The following is a 15,420-nucleotide window of genomic DNA, read 5'->3' as shown; positions in this document are numbered from 1 at the left end:
GTCATGTTGCAAATCTTCTGTCCCCACTGCGGCGAGCTGCGCTCCGAGGAAGAATTCCACGCATCGGGCCAGGCGCACATCGCCCGCCCGCTGGACCCCAACGCCTGCTCCGACGAGGAGTGGGGCACCTACATGTTCTTCCGCGACAACCCGCGCGGCATCCACCACGAGCTGTGGGACCACGTCGCCGGCTGCCGCCAGTACTTCAACGTCACCCGTGACACCGTGACCTACGAGATCCTGGAAACCTACAAGATCGGCGAGAAGCCACAGGTCACCGCCGCCTCGAAACAGAGCACCGCGCCAGCGACCGCCAAGGGCCAAGGGGAAAAAGTATGAGCCAGACCTATCGCCTCGCCAGCGGCGGCCGTATCGACCGCAGCAAGGTGCTGAACTTCAGCTTCAACGGCAAGACCTACCAGGGCTATGCCGGCGACACCCTGGCCGCCGCGCTGCTGGCCAACGGCGTCGACATCGTCGGGCGCAGCTTCAAGTACTCGCGCCCGCGCGGGATCATCGCCGCCGGCACCGAGGAGCCGAACGCCATCCTGCAGATCGGCGCCAGCGAAGCCACCCAGATCCCCAACGTGCGCGCCACCCAGCAGGCCCTCTATGCCGGCCTGGTGGCCACCAGCACCAACGGCTGGCCGAACGTCAACAACGACATGATGGGCATCATCGGCAAGGTCGGCGGCAACATGATGCCGCCGGGGTTCTACTACAAGACCTTCATGTATCCCAAGTCGTTCTGGATGACCTACGAGAAGTACATCCGCAAGGCGGCGGGCCTGGGCCGTGCGCCGCTGCAGAACGATCCGGACAGCTACGACTACATGAACCAGCACTGCGACGTGCTGATCGTCGGCGCCGGCCCCGCTGGCCTGGCTGCGGCGCTCGCCGCTGCCCGCAGCGGCGCCCGGGTGATCCTGGCCGACGAGCAGGAAGAGTTCGGCGGCAGCCTGCTGGACACCCGCGAAACCCTCGATGGCAAGCCCGCGGCCGACTGGGTCGCCGCCGTGGTGGCCGAGCTGGAGAGCCTGCCGGAAGTCACCCTGCTGCCGCGCAGCACGGTCAACGGCTACCACGACCACAACTTCCTCACCATCCACGAGCGCCTCACCGACCACCTCGGCGATCGTGCGCCGATCGGCCAGGTGCGCCAGCGCGTGCACCGCGTGCGCGCCAACCGGGTGGTGCTGGCCGCTGGCGCCCACGAGCGACCACTGGTGTACGGCAACAACGACCTGCCGGGCAACATGCTCGCTGGCGCCGTCTCCACCTACGTGCGCCGCTATGGCGTGGCCCCGGGTCGCAAGCTGGTGCTGTCGACCAACAACGACCACGCCTACCGCGCCGCGCTGGACTGGCACGACGCCGGGCTGCAGGTGGTCGCCATCGCCGACGCCCGCCACAACCCGCGTGGCTCGCTGGTCGAAGAGGCACGCGCCAAAGGTATCCGCATCCTCACCTCCAGCGCGGTGATCGAGGCCAAGGGCAGCAAGCACGTCACCGGCGCCCGCGTGGCCGCCATCGATGTGCAGGCGCACAAGGTCACCAGCCCCGGCGAAACCCTGGACTGCGATCTGATCGCCACCTCCGGTGGTTACAGCCCGGTGGTCCACCTGGCCTCGCACCTGGGCGGTCGCCCGGTGTGGCGCGAAGACATCCTCGGCTTCGTGCCGGGCGACGCTCCGCAGAAGCGCGTGTGCGTCGGTGGCGTGAACGGTGTCTATGCCCTCGCTGATGTGATCGCCGACGGCTTCGAAGGTGGCGCGCGCGCCGCCACCGAGGCCGGCTTCAAGGCCAGCGCCGGTACCCTGCCGAAAACCCTGGCGCGCAAGGAAGAGGCCACCGTGGCGCTGTTCCAGGTGCCTCACGACAAGGGCACCGCCCGTGCGCCGAAGCAGTTCGTCGACCAGCAGAACGACGTCACCGCCGCCGCCATCGAGCTGGCCACCCGCGAGGGCTTCGAGTCGGTCGAGCACGTCAAGCGCTACACCGCGCTGGGCTTCGGCACCGACCAGGGCAAGCTGGGCAACATCAACGGCCTGGCCATCGCCGCCCGCTCGCTCGGGATAGGCATCCCGGAAATGGGCACCACCATGTTCCGCCCCAACTACACGCCGGTGACCTTCGGCGCGGTGGCGGGCCGGCACTGCGGCCACCTGTTCGAGCCGGTGCGCTTCACCGCCCTGCATGCCTGGCACATCAAGAACGGCGCCGAGTTCGAGGACGTCGGCCAGTGGAAGCGGCCGTGGTACTTCCCGAAAGCCGGTGAAGACATTCATGCCGCCGTGGCCCGCGAGTGCAAGGCCGTGCGCGACAGCGTCGGCCTGCTGGACGCCTCGACCCTGGGCAAGATCGATATCCAGGGCCCGGACGCGCGCGAATTCCTCAACCGCATTTACACCAACGCCTGGACCAAGCTCGACGTGGGCAAGGCCCGCTATGGCCTGATGTGCAAGGAAGACGGCATGGTCTTCGACGACGGCGTCACCGCCTGCGTCGGCGACAACCATTTCATCATGACCACCACCACCGGCGGCGCCGCCCGTGTGCTGCAGTGGCTGGAGCTGTACCACCAGACCGAATGGCCAGAGATGAAGGTGTACTTCACCTCGGTCACCGACCACTGGGCGACCATGACCCTGTCCGGCCCCAACAGCCGCAAGCTGCTGGCCGGGGTCAGCGACATCGACCTGGACAAGGAAGGCTTCCCGTTCATGAGCTGGAAGGAAGGCCTGGTCGGCGGTGTGCCGGCGCGGGTGTTCCGCATCTCGTTCACCGGCGAGCTGTCGTACGAGATCAACGTGCAGGCCAACTACGCCATGGGCGTGCTGGAGCAGATCGTCGAGGCGGGCAAGAAGTACAACCTCACTCCCTATGGCACCGAGACCATGCACGTGTTGCGCGCCGAGAAGGGCTTCATCATCGTCGGCCAGGACACCGACGGCTCGATGACCCCGGACGACCTCAACATGAGCTGGTGCGTGGGCCGCAACAAGCCGTTCTCGTGGATTGGCCTGCGTGGCATGAACCGCGAGGACACCGTGCGCGAGAACCGCAAGCAGCTGGTCGGCCTCAAGCCGGTCGACCCGAATGTTTGGCTGCCCGAGGGCGCCCAGCTGGTGTTCGATCCCAAGCAGCCGATCCCGATGGACATGGTCGGTCACGTCACTTCCAGCTACGCGGCCAACTCCCTGGGCTATTCGTTCGCCATGGGCGTGGTCAAGGGTGGCCTCAAGCGCCTGGGCGAGCGGGTGTATTCGCCGCAGGCCGACGGCAGCGTGATCGAGGCCGAAATCGTGTCTTCGGTGTTCTTCGATCCGAAGGGTGAGCGGCAGAACGTTTGATTCCAGGCGCCTGTGGGGGCAGGCCAGGCCTTATCGCCGGCAAGCCGGCTCCCACAGGATCGGAGCAGATTTCGGAGTTCACGCGGTCCCTGTGGGAGCTGGCTTGCCAGCGATAGGGGCGATGGATTCAGTCGAAAAGCTGCGTCTCTTCGACGAACAGGCATTCAAGGCAGGTAATAAATGAGCGCTATCAACGTCTTCCAGCAAAACCCAGGCACCGACGCCAAGGCCCAGTCGCCGCTGCACCACGCCGACCTGGCCAGCCTGGTCGGCAAGGGCCGCAAGAACGCAGGCGTGACCCTGCGCGAGAAGAAACTCCTCGGCCACCTGACGCTGCGTGGCGACGGCCACGACCCGGCCTTCGCCGGCGGCGTGCACAAGGCCCTCGGCCTGGAGCTGCCGGTGGCCCTGACCGTGGTCGCCAATGGCGAGATGTCGCTGCAGTGGATGGGCCCGGACGAGTACCTGCTGATCGTCCCCGGCGGCCAGGAGTTCGCCGTCGAGCAGAAGCTGCGCGACGCCCTCGACGGCCAGCATATCCAGGTGGTCAACGTCAGCGGCGGGCAGACCCTGCTCGAGCTGCGCGGCGCCAACGTGCGCGAGGTGCTGATGAAGTCCACCAGCTATGATGTGCATCCGAACAACTTCCCGGTCGGCAAGGCCGTCGGCACCGTGTTCGCCAAGTCGCAACTGGTGATCCGCCGCACCGCCGAGGACACCTGGGAGCTGGTGATCCGCCGCAGCTTCTCCGACTACTGGTGGCTGTGGCTGCAGGACGCGTCGGCCGAATACGGCCTGGCCATCGAGGCATAAGGAGCATTACCCATGAGTCGGGCACCGGACACCTGGATTCTCACTGCCGACTGCCCGAGCATGCTCGGCACGGTCGATGTGGTGACGCGTCACCTCTACGAGCAGCGCTGCTACGTCACCGAGCACCATTCCTTCGATGACCGGTTGTCGGGACGGTTCTTCATCCGTGTGGAGTTTCGTGTACCGGAAGGCTTCGATGAAGAGGGTTTTCGCGCAGACCTTGCCGAGCGCAGCGAAGCCTTCGGCATGGCCTTCGAGCTGACCGCGCCGAACCACCGCCCCAAGGTGGTGATCATGGTGTCCAAGGCCGACCACTGCCTGAACGACCTGCTGTACCGCCAGCGCATCGGCCAGCTGGCCATGGATGTGGTCGCGGTGGTGTCCAACCACCCCGACCTCGAACCGCTGGCGCACTGGCACAAGATCCCCTACTACCACTTCGCCCTCGACCCGAACGACAAGCCGGCGCAGGAGCGCAAGGTCTTGCAGGTGATCGAGCAGACCGGCGCGGAACTGGTGATCCTCGCCCGCTACATGCAGGTGCTGTCGCCCGAGTTGTGCCGGCGGCTGGATGGCTGGGCGATCAATATCCACCACTCGTTGCTGCCGGGGTTCAAGGGCGCCAAGCCATATCACCAGGCCTACAACAAGGGCGTGAAGATGGTCGGCGCCACCGCGCACTACATCAACAACGACCTGGACGAAGGGCCGATCATCGCCCAGGGCGTCGAGGTGGTGGACCATGCGCACTATCCCGAGGACCTGATCGCCAAGGGGCGCGATATCGAGTGCCTGACCCTGGCGCGGGCTGTCGGTTATCACATCGAGCGGCGGGTGTTCCTCAACGCCAATCGGACTGTGGTGCTTTGACATTGGGGCTGCTTTGCAGCCCTTTCGCGACACAAGGCCGCTCCTACAGGTACAGCGCAAGTCCCAAGGGCTGCGCTGGCCTTGTGGGAGCGGCCTTGTGTCGCGAAAGGGCCGCACAGCGGCCCCGGCTTTTGGCCTGCCGTGAACAGGCATCTGCCTGTCGCATCCAGTCACCGCCCCGCCCCCCATCCAGCCCACAATTCCCCTCATTCCAGTAACACAGGCCGCCCACGGACGGCGGCGCTTTCCACCACCGCTGCATAAATACAAATCAAGCGAGGTAAGAGCATGTCTGGTAACCGTGGAGTGGTGTATCTCGGCGCGGGCAAGGTCGAGGTGCAGAAGATCGACTATCCCAAGATGCAGGATCCGCGCGGCAACAAGATCGAGCACGGGGTCATCCTCAAGGTGGTTTCCACCAACATCTGCGGCTCCGACCAGCACATGGTCCGTGGCCGTACCACTGCCCAGGTCGGCCTGGTTCTGGGCCATGAAATCACCGGTGAAATCATTGAAATGGGGCGGGATGTCGAACGCCTGAAAATCGGCGACCTGGTGTCGGTACCCTTCAACGTCGCCTGCGGCCGTTGCCGCTCGTGCAAAGAGATGCACACCGGCGTCTGCCTCACCGTCAACCCGGCCCGCGCCGGGGGTGCCTATGGCTATGTCGACATGGGCGACTGGACCGGCGGCCAGGCCGAGTACGTGCTGGTGCCGTACGCCGACTTCAACCTGCTGAAACTGCCCGACCGCGACAAGGCCATGGAAAAGATCCGCGACCTGACCTGCCTGTCAGACATCCTGCCGACCGGCTACCATGGCGCGGTGACCGCCGGGGTGGGCCCGGGCAGCACCGTGTACGTCGCCGGCGCAGGCCCGGTCGGCCTGGCCGCTGCCGCTTCCGCTCGCTTGCTGGGCGCCGCCTGCGTGATCGTCGGCGACCTCAACCCGGCCCGCCTGGCCCACGCCAAGGCCCAGGGCTTCGAGGTGGTCGATCTGTCCAAGGACACGCCTTTGCATGAGCAGATCGTCGACATCCTTGGCGAGCCGGAAGTGGACTGCGCCGTCGACGCGGTGGGCTTCGAGGCCCGCGGCCATGGCCATGAAGGCGCCAAGCACGAGGCCCCGGCCACTGTGCTCAACTCGCTGATGCAGGTGACCCGCGTGGCCGGCAAGATCGGTATCCCGGGCCTGTACGTGACCGAAGACCCGGGTGCGGTGGATGCCGCCGCCAAGATCGGCGCACTGAGCATTCGCTTCGGCCTGGGCTGGGCCAAATCGCACAGTTTCCACACCGGCCAGACCCCGACCATGAAGTACAACCGCCAGCTGATGCAGGCGATCATGTGGGATCGCATCAACATCGCCGAAGTGGTGGGCGTGCAGGTGATCAGCCTGGACCAGGCACCGGAAGGCTATGGCGAGTTCGACGCGGGCGTGCCGAAGAAATTCGTGATCGACCCGCACAAGACCTTCAGCGCGGCGTGATAGCCGAGCCCTATCGCGGGCTTGCCCGCGATAGGGCACTTGTGGCGAACGGCGATGGCCGGTCTGGAACAAAGTGCCATGCCCCCAGTCCAACCCTCGTTTCCCGGCCATTCCGGCCGACGAGGTCCGTCCCGATGAAAGCACTTACCCTGGCAACCCTGATGACCCTGGCCGCAAGCCCGGTGTTCGCCTTCAACCTGAACGACGTCGCCAATGCGGTCTCTGCCACGCAGAATCCGAGCGGTCAGGTGCAGGCGCCTGCGGCGCAGGCCAACCTGCTCAACACCTTGGGCAGCGAACTGAAGATCACCCCGGAACAGGCCGTAGGCGGGGCGGGTGCGATGCTGGGGCTGGCGCGCAACAACCTCAGTGGCGACGAGTACGGGCAATTGACCAAGGCCGTGCCGGGCCTGGACCTGCTGTCAGGCAACAATGCACTGGGTGGATTGGGCGGCCTGGGGCAGTTGCTGGGCAAAGACAAGAACAGTTCGGCCCTGAGCAATGCCCTGGGCGGTGAGGTGGAGAACCGCAACGACCTGGACAACGCCTTCAAGGCGCTGGGCATGGATACCGGCATGATCGGCCAGTTCGCGCCGCTGATCCTGCAGTACCTGGGGCAGCAGGGGATCGCCGGTTCGCTGTTGCAGAACCTGGGGAGCTTGTGGGCGACGCCGGCACCGTTGGCCCAACCTTCGGTTTAAAGACCTGGCGCGGACCTTGTGGGAGCGGGTTCACCCGCTCCCACAGGCCTTGTGTCTGTTCAAGCGGCCTCGGAGAAATCCACCAGCCGCACCGGCTTGCGAAAGCCCGCCGTCAGCACCGCCAGGTACGCCAGCCCCAGGGCGAACCAGCACAGGCCGATCACCAGCGTCAGCGCCGACAGGCTGGTCCACAGCCACAGTGTCAGGCTCAACCCCACCAGCGGCACCACGCCGTAACGCAGCAGGTCCATTGGCCGGCGCTGGCTGGCATCATCCATCAGGTGCGTCTTCACCACCGCCAGGTTCACCGCCGAGAACGCCACCAGCGCGCCGAAGCTGATCAGCGAGGCCAGGGTGGCCAGGTCGATCACCAGCGCCAGCAGCGAGAACGCCGACACCAGCAGGATGGCGAACACCGGCGTGCCGAAGCGCGGCGACAGGTAGCCGAAGCTGCGCTGCGGCAGCACGCGGTCGCGGCCCATGGTGAACAGGATGCGCGACACCGCTGCCTGGGAGGCCAGCGCCGAGCCCAGGCTGCCGGCGACGAAGGCGGCGGTGAAGAAGTTGGCGAGGAACTGCCCGCCGGCCTTGAGCATTACCTCGTTGGCCGCGGCGTCGGTGTTGGCGAAGGTGCTGCCCGGCAGCACCAGCTGGCTGACATAGGCCAGCACGGTGAACAGCAGGCCAGCGCCGAGGGTGGTGAGGATGATCGCCCGTGGCACGTCGCGCCGGGCGTCCTTGCACTCTTCGGCCAGGGTGGAGACGGCGTCGAAGCCGAGGAACGACAGGCACAGCACCGCCGCCCCCGCCATCAGCGCAGCGAAGCCCGGCGCGCTGCCGTCACCGCGCAGCGGCGCCAGCAGGTCCAGCGGTTGCCCGGCCAGGCCTTGCCATGACAGGGCGACGAACACCCCGATGAAGACGATCTGCGCGCCGACGATCAGGTTGCTGGTCCTGGCCACCGAGTGGATACCGACCACGTTGAGCACGGTCACCAGGACGATGGCGGCGAGCACGATGGTCCAGGCCGGGATGGCCGGGAAGGCAATGTTGAGGAACAGCCCGATCAGCAGGTAGTTGATCATCGGGATGAACAGGTAATCGAGCAGCAGCGACCAGCCGGCGAGAAAGCCCACGTTCGGCCCGAAGGCCATGTTGGTGTAGGAGTACGCCGAGCCGGCGACCGGGAAGCGCTTGACCATGAAACTGTACGACGTGGCGGTGAACAGCATGGCCAGCAGGGTGACCAGGTAGGCGCCGGCGGTACGGCCACCGGTTATTTCGGTGACGATGCCGTAGGTGGTGAAGATGGTCAGCGGGACCATGTACACCAAGCCGAAGAACACCAGGGCGGGCAGGCCCAGGACACGGCGCAGTTGCGCGGGGGCGGAGCAAGGTGGGTTGGCCATCGATCGATCCTGGCTTTTTTTGTAGTTGTGGTTGATCGATTTTTATCCACTCACGTGGAGGATGACAAACAAAGAGTTGCTAATGTCGATTATTAACCTGGATTTTAATCGGGAACTTTCACTTGGATTGCCGCCCTCTTCGCGGGCAAGCCCGCGAAGAGGGCGGAACAGGATCAACGCATCTCGGCGCGCAATTGCTCGATCCGTTGGTCCTTGTCCAGCCACAACTGGTTGACCCAGGCCTGCACCGTCTGGCGGAACGCCGGATCGTTCTCGTAATCGCCCTCGCACAGCGCCGGCTCCAGCTCACGCACGCGAATGTCGATGATCACCCGGCTGATGCTGCCGTTGAGCAGGTCCCAGAACCCCGGCGCCTGGTTGCCGGGATAGACGATGGTCACGTCCAGCAGTGCGTCCAGCTGCTCGCCCAGCGCCGCCAGCACGAACGCCACGCCGCCGGCCTTGGGCTTGAGCAGGTGGCGATAGGGCGACTGCTGCTGCGCGCGCTTGGCCTCGGTGAAGCGGGTGCCTTCCAGGTAGTTGACCACGGTCACCGGCTGGCGCTTGAACAGCTCGCAGGCGGCCTTGGTGATTTCCAGGTCCTTGCCCTTGAGTTCCGGGTGCTTGTCGAGAAACGCCTTGCTGTAGCGCTTCATGAACGGGTAATCCAGCGCCCACCAGGCCAGGCCCAGCAGCGGCACCCAGATCAGCTCTTTCTTGAGGAAGAATTTGAAGAACGGCACCCGGCGGTTGAGGCTTTCGATCAGCGCCGGGATATCGACCCAGGTCTGGTGGTTGCTGATGCACAGGTAGGAGGTGTCCTGGCGTAGCTTGTCGACCCCGCGGATGTCCCATTGGGTGGGGATGCACAGGGCGAAGATGGCCTTGTCGATTTCCGACCAGGTCTCGGCGATCCACATCACCGCCCAGGACGCATAGTCACGGCCACGCCCCGGCAGCACCAGCTTGAGCAGGGCGAAGACCAGCAGCGGGCAGATCAGCACCAGGGTGTTGAGCAGCAGCAGGGTGAGGGTGAGGATGCCGGTCAGCAGGCGACGCATAAGGAGACTCGTGTTGTCAGAAGGAAACGGTTGGCAATGATAAGCAGGGCGGTGGCCTACGCCAAACGTCGTACGTCCATTAACTGGGACAAATGTTTCACATTATGTTGTTTAAGCTGTGGCGACGAACCTATCCTGCCTGCGCAGTCTAAGCACTGACCCCCCTCAAGGAAGCCTGCCCTGTGAAATCCCTGCTTGCCCTGCTGTCTCTTCTGGCGCTGCCGGTCATGGCCGCGGAGCCTACGATCTATGGCCGCTACGAGAACATCGCCCTGCCGGAGATCGGTGAAACCCTGAAAGCCAAGATGGATACCGGTGCCTATACCGCGTCGCTTTCGGCCAAGGATATCGAGTTGTTCACCCGCGACGGGGATGAATGGGTGCGCTTCCGCCTGGCCACCAAGGGGGCTAATGGCAAGGTCTACGAACACAAGCTGGCGCGCATCAGCAAGATCAAGAACCGCGCCGACGAGGAGGACGAAGGCGACGCGCCCGAGCTGTCCCGGCGCCCGGTGGTGGACCTGGAGCTGTGCCTGGGCGATGTGAAGCGCACCGTGGAGGTCAACCTGGTGGACCGCAGCAGCTTCAACTACCCGCTGCTGGTAGGCGCCAAGGCCCTGCGCGAGTTCAAGGCCGCGGTGAACCCGGCGAAGAAGTTCACCGCGGGCAAGCCGGACTGCTGATCTCATGCTGCTGCACCGGCCCCTTCGCGGGTAAACGCGCGAAGGGGCCGGTGCAGGCGCTTGCCACATTCCTTCAATGCCCTAAGAATCCAGCTTTGCCCCCAGCAAGGCCGGACGCCATGCCCCATATCCTCATCGTCGAAGACGAAGCCGCCATCGCCGATACCTTGGTCTACGCCCTGCAGGCCGATGGCCACAGCACCGACTGGGTGACCCTCGGCAGCGCCGCGGTGGAGCAGCAGCGTCTGCGCCCGGCGGACCTGGTGATCCTCGACATCGGCCTGCCCGATATCAGCGGTTTCGAAACCTGCCGCCAGCTGCGCCGCTTCAGCGAGGTGCCGGTGATGTTCCTCAGCGCCCGCGACGCCGAGATCGACCGGGTGCTGGGTCTGGAGATCGGCGCCGATGATTACGTGGTCAAGCCGTTCAGCCCGCGCGAGGTAGCGGCACGGGTACGGGCGATTCTCAAGCGCATGGCGCCACGGACCGAACCTGGCGAGCCGGCTGCCGCGTTTCAGCTCGATACCCTGGCCATGCGCATCGTCTATCGCGGCCAGCCGCTGGCGCTGACCCGCCACGAATTCCGGCTGTTGCAGTGCCTGCTCGAACAGCCGCGCCGGGTATTCAGCCGCGAGCAGCTGCTCGACGGCCTTGGCGTGGCCTCGGACGTGGGTTACGAGCGCACCATCGACAGCCATATCAAGAGCCTGCGGGCCAAGCTGCGCCAGGTCACCGCGGACGCCGAGCCGATCCAGACTCACCGCGGCCTGGGCTACAGCTACAGCCCGGATCACGCCTGATGCGCCTGGGTATTCGCATCTTCCTGGTGTACTTCCTGTTCGTCGGGCTGGCGGGTTACTTCCTGCTCAATACCGTGCGCGAGCAGATTCGCCCGGTGGTGCGCCAGGCCTCGGAGGAGACGCTGGTGGACACCGCCAACCTGCTGGCGGAGATCCTTCATGACGACCTCAAGCGCGGCACGCTGAACCAGAGCCGACTGTCGCAGGTGCTGCAGTCCTACGGCGAACGTCAGCCGAGCGCGCAGATCTGGGGCCTGGCCAAGACCCAGGTCAACCACCGCATCTACGTGACCGACGCCAAGGGCATCGTGCTGCTCGACTCCACCGGCCAGGACCTGGGCAAGGACTACTCGCGCTGGAACGATGTCTACCTCACCCTGCGTGGCCAGTACGGCGCCCGTTCCACCCGCAGCGACCCGGATGACGAAAGCACCTCGGTCATGCATGTGGCGGCGCCGATTCTCGACGATGGCAAGATCATCGGCGTGGTCACCGTGGCCAAGCCCAACAGCTCGCTGCAACCCTACATCGACCGCTCCGAGCGGCACCTGTTGACGCTTGGACTGGGGCTGATCGTGCTCGGCCTGATGGTCGGCGCGGCGCTGTCGTGGTGGCTGACCCGGTCGCTGCGTCGCCTCACCTACTACGCCCAGGCCGTCAGCGAGGGCGAGCGCGCCGCCTTGCCGCATTACAGGGGCGGTGAATTGCTGCAACTGGCCACGGCGGTGGAACGCATGCGCACGCAACTGGAGGGCAAGGCCTACGTCGAACGCTACGTGCATACGCTCACCCATGAGCTGAAGAGCCCGCTGGCGGCGATCCGGGGCGCGTCCGAGCTGCTCCAGGGCGATATGCCGGACGAGCAGCGGGTGCGTTTCGCCGGCAACATCGAACGCGAGAGCGAGCGTTTGCAGCAGATGATCGAGCGCCTGCTCAACCTGGCCCGGGTCGAGCAGATGCAGGCACTGGAAGACGAGCAGCAGGTGGCCCTGGTGCCGCTGGTCGATGAGCTTGTGTTGAACCATGCGGCGCGGATTGCGCGCGCGGGGTTGCAGGTTGGCCAGCGAGTGCCGGGCGGTACACGGCTATTGTGCGACCCGTTCCTGATGCGCCAGGCACTCGCCAACCTGCTGGACAATGCCCTGGATTTCACGCCGTCAGGGGGGGCGTTGCTGTTCGAGCTGGAGCGTGAAGGGGAGCGGGTGGCGTTGAGCCTGTTCAACGAAGGGCAGGCGATCCCCGGCTATGCCATAGCCCGGGTCGCCGAGCGCTTCTATTCGTTGCCAAGGCCGGGTTCCGGGCGCAAGAGCACGGGCCTGGGGCTGAACTTCGTCGCCGAAGTCATGCAACTGCACGGCGGGACGCTGGCGGTCGACAACGTCGACGGTGGCGTGCGGGTCAGGCTGTGGCTGCCGGCGCGGCGGTTCGGCTGAGCAATCAGGCGGCTTTGGCGGGCAGCCGGCTCAAATGCAGGGCCACCAGCAATGCCACCGTCAGCAGGCTGGCGATGAACAGGCCGATGCCGTTCCACCCGGCCTGGTGCCAGAACACCCCGCCCGCCGTGCCGGCGACGCTCGAGCCTGCGTAGTAGCAGAACAGGTACAGCGACGATGCCTGGCCCTTGGCCTTGAGCGCGCGGCGGCCGATCCAGCTGCTGGCCACCGAATGCGCGCCGAAGAAGCCGAAGGTGAACACCAGCATGCCGACGATGATCAGTGCCAGCGGGCTGGCCAGGGTCAGCAGCAAGCCGGCCGCCATTACCACGATACTGGCCCAGAACACCTTGCGCCGGCCCAGCTTGTCGGCCAGGGCGCCGACCTGCGCCGAGCTGTAGATGCCCGAGAGATACACCACCGACAGCAACCCGACCAATGCCTGGTTCATATGGTAAGGCTCGGCCAGCAGGCGGTAGCCGATGTAGTTGAACAGGGTGACGAAGGCGCCCATCAGCAGGAAGGCTTCGAGGAACAGCCAGGGCAGGCCGGCGTCCCTGAAGTGCATGACGAAACCGTCGAGCAGGCTGCGCGGGTGCAGGGCCTGGGGCCGGAAGTTGCGTGACTCGGGCAGTACCTTCCAGAACACCAGGGCCGCCACCAGGGCCAGGCCGCCGATGGTCAGCATCGCCGTGTGCCAGCTGACGAAGTCGATCAGCACGCCGGTGATCAGGCGCCCGCTCATGCCGCCGATGGCATTGCCGCCGATGTACAGGCCCATAGCCAGGCCGATGTGCTGCGGGTGGATCTCCTCGCTGAGGTAGGTCATCGCCACCGCCGCCAGGCCGCTCAAGGACAGGCCCACCAGGGCGCGGGTGGCCAGCACCAGTTCCCAGCTCGGCATCACTGCGCTGGCCAAGGTCGACAGGGCGGCGCAGAGCAGGGCGAAGACCATCACCGGCTTGCGCCCGACGCGGTCGGAGATCGGCCCGGTGACCAGCAGGCCGAAGGCGAGCATGGCGGTCGAGACCGACAGCACCAGGCTGCTCTGCGCGGCGTTGATGGCGAATTCCTGGGACAGCAGCGGCATCATCGGCTGCACGCAGTACAACAGGGCGAAGGTGGCGAAGCCGCCGCTGAACAGGGCCAGCACGGTCTTGATGAAGGCGGGGCTGCCTTTCTCGATCCAGAGGTCGTTGAGGATGGGCTCGGGGTCTGCGGGCAGGGGGGCTACGGCGGATCTCACGGAAGGGTACCTCGGGCGCGGGGCCGGTGCTGCGATGAGAAAAAGCATATAGCTGGCTAATGATTAGATCCAATATATTGTTCGACCTATTTGAGATGTTTGACGACCTGTTCTGGAGCCGATCATGGAGCTACGTCACCTGCGCTATTTCATCGCCGTGGCCGAGGAACTGCATTTCGGTCGCGCCGCCCAGCAGTTGGGCATCTCCCAGCCGCCCTTGAGCCAACAGATCCAGGCCCTGGAGCAGGAACTGGGCGCGCGGCTGTTCGACCGTACCAATCGTCGCGTCGAGCTCAGCGAAGCCGGGCGGCTGTTCCTCGACGAGGCGCGTCTGGTGCTGGCGCAGGTGGACAAGGCCGCCGATGTGGCGCGTCGCGCCCAGCTGGGGGAGCTGGGCGAGATGAAGATCGGCTTCACCTCGTCGGCGCCGTTCACCTCGAAGATCCCCAAGGCGCTGCACGCGTTTCGCCAACGCTTCCCGGCGGTGCATCTGAACCTGCGGGAAATGAGCAGCCGCGAGGTGGCCGAGGCGGTGCTCGACGAGTCCATCGAAGTGGGGCTGATGCGGCCCATGCCGTTGCCGGAAGGGCTGCTGGTCACCGAGTTGCTGCGCGAACCGCTGGTGGCGGTGATCAACGCCTCGCATCCATTGGCGCAAGGCAGCGAACAAGGCCTGTACATGCAGGCGTTGGCCGACGAGCCGTTCGTGTTCTTCCCGCGTAGCTACGGCAGCGGCCTGCATGCGCAGTTGCTGAGCCTGGCGCGCGCGGCCGGGTTCAGCCCGCATTTCGCCCAGGAGGCGGGCGAGGCGATGACCATCATCGGCCTGGTGTCGGCGGGGCTTGGGGTCTCGGTGCTGCCGGCGTCATTCCAGCGCATGCGCATCGATGGCGTGGTGTACCGCACGTTGCTGGATGCAGAGGCGATGACGGCGGTGTGGCTGGTGCAGCGTGAGCGAGGTGGTTCGGCGATGGCCAGGGCATTCGCCGAATTGCTGACGGGGCAGGTGGGTGGCCAGTAGGCGCGCGGCCAGTGCGGGGGAACCCGCTCCCGCAGGTCAGCGCTGAACTCAAGGACTGTGCAGAGCCTGTGGGAGCGGGTTCACCCGCGAAGAGGATGGATCACTTGAGCGCGGTGCCCTGCTGCGTCAGGTTCTGCGAATAGGCGTTGTTCAGTTGCTGCACGATGGCGCGATCCAGGTTGTACACCCAGCGGTTGTAGTTGCGGTGGATCTTGCCGTCCTTGTAGCCCAGCTCGCGGCTGTCGCGATAGGCGATGCGGAATTGGCTCGGGCTGTAGTGGATATCCACGGCGGCGTAGAAGGTGTTGCGCACGGTGATGTCGGCCTGGATCAGGCTGGGGCCGACATTGCGCGCGGTCCAGCCGCGCTCGGCGATGGCCTTGAGGATCGCCTGCTGTACCTGCGGCTGGCTGTAGTTGTGGCTGGCGGTCAGCTGCTCGGCCGGGTTCAGCACCGGCTTCGAGGTGCAGCCGGCCAGGCCGGTCAGTGCCAGGCCCAGGGCCGCGGCGCGAATCAATGGGGACATTCCTTGCTCTCCAGTC

Annotated in this window: 14 protein-coding genes; 10 read left to right on the top strand and 4 right to left on the bottom strand. The window is 65.6% G+C overall.

Annotated features, from left to right (window positions below; translation table 11 throughout):
• Positions 1 to 3 precede the first annotated feature (3 nt).
• From N7422_RS20885 to N7422_RS20860, 6 genes are all read left to right on the top strand, one after another.
• A complete protein-coding gene (locus tag N7422_RS20885) occupies positions 4 to 339 on the top strand; it encodes a sarcosine oxidase subunit delta (RefSeq protein ID WP_028688435.1) in 336 nt (111 codons plus the stop codon).
• Entirely contained in the window at positions 336 to 3,353 is a 3,018-nt protein-coding gene (locus N7422_RS20880; RefSeq protein ID WP_279808333.1) for a sarcosine oxidase subunit alpha, read from the top strand. The genes N7422_RS20885 and N7422_RS20880 overlap by 4 nt, the downstream gene beginning before the upstream one ends.
• 180 nt (positions 3,354 to 3,533) lie before the next feature.
• A complete protein-coding gene (soxG, locus tag N7422_RS20875; RefSeq protein ID WP_279808332.1) occupies positions 3,534 to 4,166 on the top strand; it encodes a sarcosine oxidase subunit gamma family protein in 633 nt (210 codons plus the stop codon).
• A 12-nt stretch (positions 4,167 to 4,178) separates the two neighbouring features.
• A complete protein-coding gene (gene purU, locus N7422_RS20870; protein ID WP_279808331.1) occupies positions 4,179 to 5,036 on the top strand; it encodes a formyltetrahydrofolate deformylase in 858 nt (285 codons plus the stop codon).
• Between the two features lie 288 nt (positions 5,037 to 5,324).
• Positions 5,325 to 6,524 (top strand): formaldehyde dehydrogenase, glutathione-independent, encoded by a 1,200-nt coding sequence (fdhA, locus tag N7422_RS20865; RefSeq protein ID WP_279808330.1) that lies wholly within the window; start codon positions 5,325 to 5,327, stop codon positions 6,522 to 6,524.
• A gap of 134 nt (positions 6,525 to 6,658) precedes the next feature.
• Entirely contained in the window at positions 6,659 to 7,225 is a 567-nt protein-coding gene (locus N7422_RS20860) for a DUF2780 domain-containing protein (protein WP_279808329.1), read from the top strand.
• A 59-nt stretch (positions 7,226 to 7,284) separates the two neighbouring features.
• Here the strand turns inward: N7422_RS20860 and N7422_RS20855 are convergent, their stop codons facing one another.
• Both N7422_RS20855 and N7422_RS20850 read right to left on the bottom strand, forming a co-directional pair.
• A complete protein-coding gene (locus N7422_RS20855) occupies positions 7,285 to 8,634 on the bottom strand; it encodes an APC family permease (RefSeq protein ID WP_279808328.1) in 1,350 nt (449 codons plus the stop codon).
• Between the two features lie 173 nt (positions 8,635 to 8,807).
• The gene (locus N7422_RS20850; RefSeq protein WP_279808327.1) at positions 8,808 to 9,695 is read right to left on the bottom strand and encodes an acyltransferase; all 888 of its coding nucleotides are present in this window, start codon (positions 9,693 to 9,695) and stop codon (positions 8,808 to 8,810) included.
• A 182-nt stretch (positions 9,696 to 9,877) separates the two neighbouring features.
• On the opposite strand from N7422_RS20850, the gene N7422_RS20845 reads away from it, so the two are divergent.
• The 3 genes from N7422_RS20845 (at position 9,878) to creC (ending at position 12,611) form a co-directional block, all read left to right on the top strand.
• On the top strand, positions 9,878 to 10,378 hold the full coding sequence (locus N7422_RS20845; protein WP_279808326.1) for an ATP-dependent zinc protease: 501 nt from the start codon (positions 9,878 to 9,880) through the stop codon (positions 10,376 to 10,378).
• 119 nt (positions 10,379 to 10,497) lie between these two features.
• A complete protein-coding gene (gene creB, locus N7422_RS20840; protein ID WP_279808325.1) occupies positions 10,498 to 11,178 on the top strand; it encodes a two-component system response regulator CreB in 681 nt (226 codons plus the stop codon).
• Positions 11,178 to 12,611, top strand: a complete 1,434-nt coding sequence (gene creC / locus N7422_RS20835; RefSeq protein WP_279808324.1) for a two-component system sensor histidine kinase CreC — start codon at positions 11,178 to 11,180, stop codon at positions 12,609 to 12,611. Before creB ends, creC begins: the two co-directional genes overlap by 1 nt.
• 4 nt (positions 12,612 to 12,615) lie before the next feature.
• On the opposite strand, the gene N7422_RS20830 is transcribed toward creC, so the two are convergent.
• Entirely contained in the window at positions 12,616 to 13,857 is a 1,242-nt protein-coding gene (locus N7422_RS20830) for an MFS transporter (protein WP_279808323.1), read from the bottom strand.
• A 124-nt stretch (positions 13,858 to 13,981) separates the two neighbouring features.
• On the opposite strand from N7422_RS20830, the gene N7422_RS20825 reads away from it, so the two are divergent.
• A complete protein-coding gene (locus tag N7422_RS20825) occupies positions 13,982 to 14,878 on the top strand; it encodes a LysR family transcriptional regulator (protein ID WP_279808322.1) in 897 nt (298 codons plus the stop codon).
• A 100-nt stretch (positions 14,879 to 14,978) separates the two neighbouring features.
• Here the strand turns inward: N7422_RS20825 and N7422_RS20820 are convergent, their stop codons facing one another.
• A complete protein-coding gene (locus tag N7422_RS20820) occupies positions 14,979 to 15,404 on the bottom strand; it encodes a hypothetical protein (RefSeq protein WP_279808321.1) in 426 nt (141 codons plus the stop codon).
• Between the last annotated feature and the right edge of the window lie 16 nt (positions 15,405 to 15,420).

The sequence above is a fragment of the Pseudomonas sp. GD04091 genome (assembly GCF_029836165.1).
Classification (GTDB): Bacteria; Pseudomonadota; Gammaproteobacteria; order Pseudomonadales; family Pseudomonadaceae; genus Aquipseudomonas.
Note: the sequence above shows the minus strand (reverse complement) of the source record. Positions and strands in the feature narration are given on the sequence as shown.

Bases quoted from the DNA above. Each gene is read 5' to 3' on its own strand.
- N7422_RS20860 (WP_279808329.1), top strand. From the start codon at position 6,659: ATGAAAGCACTTACCCTGGCAACCCTGATGACCCTGGCCGCAAGCCCG.
- fdhA (WP_279808330.1), top strand. From the start codon at position 5,325: ATGTCTGGTAACCGTGGAGTGGTGTATCTCGGCGCGGGCAAGGTCGAG.
- N7422_RS20850 (WP_279808327.1), bottom strand. From the start codon at position 9,695: ATGCGTCGCCTGCTGACCGGCATCCTCACCCTCACCCTGCTGCTGCTC.
- N7422_RS20885 (WP_028688435.1), top strand. From the start codon at position 4: ATGTTGCAAATCTTCTGTCCCCACTGCGGCGAGCTGCGCTCCGAGGAA.
- N7422_RS20855 (WP_279808328.1), bottom strand. From the start codon at position 8,634: ATGGCCAACCCACCTTGCTCCGCCCCCGCGCAACTGCGCCGTGTCCTG.
- creB (WP_279808325.1), top strand. From the start codon at position 10,498: ATGCCCCATATCCTCATCGTCGAAGACGAAGCCGCCATCGCCGATACC.
- N7422_RS20820 (WP_279808321.1), bottom strand. From the start codon at position 15,404: ATGTCCCCATTGATTCGCGCCGCGGCCCTGGGCCTGGCACTGACCGGC.
- creC (WP_279808324.1), top strand. From the start codon at position 11,178: ATGCGCCTGGGTATTCGCATCTTCCTGGTGTACTTCCTGTTCGTCGGG.
- purU (WP_279808331.1), top strand. From the start codon at position 4,179: ATGAGTCGGGCACCGGACACCTGGATTCTCACTGCCGACTGCCCGAGC.
- N7422_RS20825 (WP_279808322.1), top strand. From the start codon at position 13,982: ATGGAGCTACGTCACCTGCGCTATTTCATCGCCGTGGCCGAGGAACTG.
- N7422_RS20880 (WP_279808333.1), top strand. From the start codon at position 336: ATGAGCCAGACCTATCGCCTCGCCAGCGGCGGCCGTATCGACCGCAGC.
- soxG (WP_279808332.1), top strand. From the start codon at position 3,534: ATGAGCGCTATCAACGTCTTCCAGCAAAACCCAGGCACCGACGCCAAG.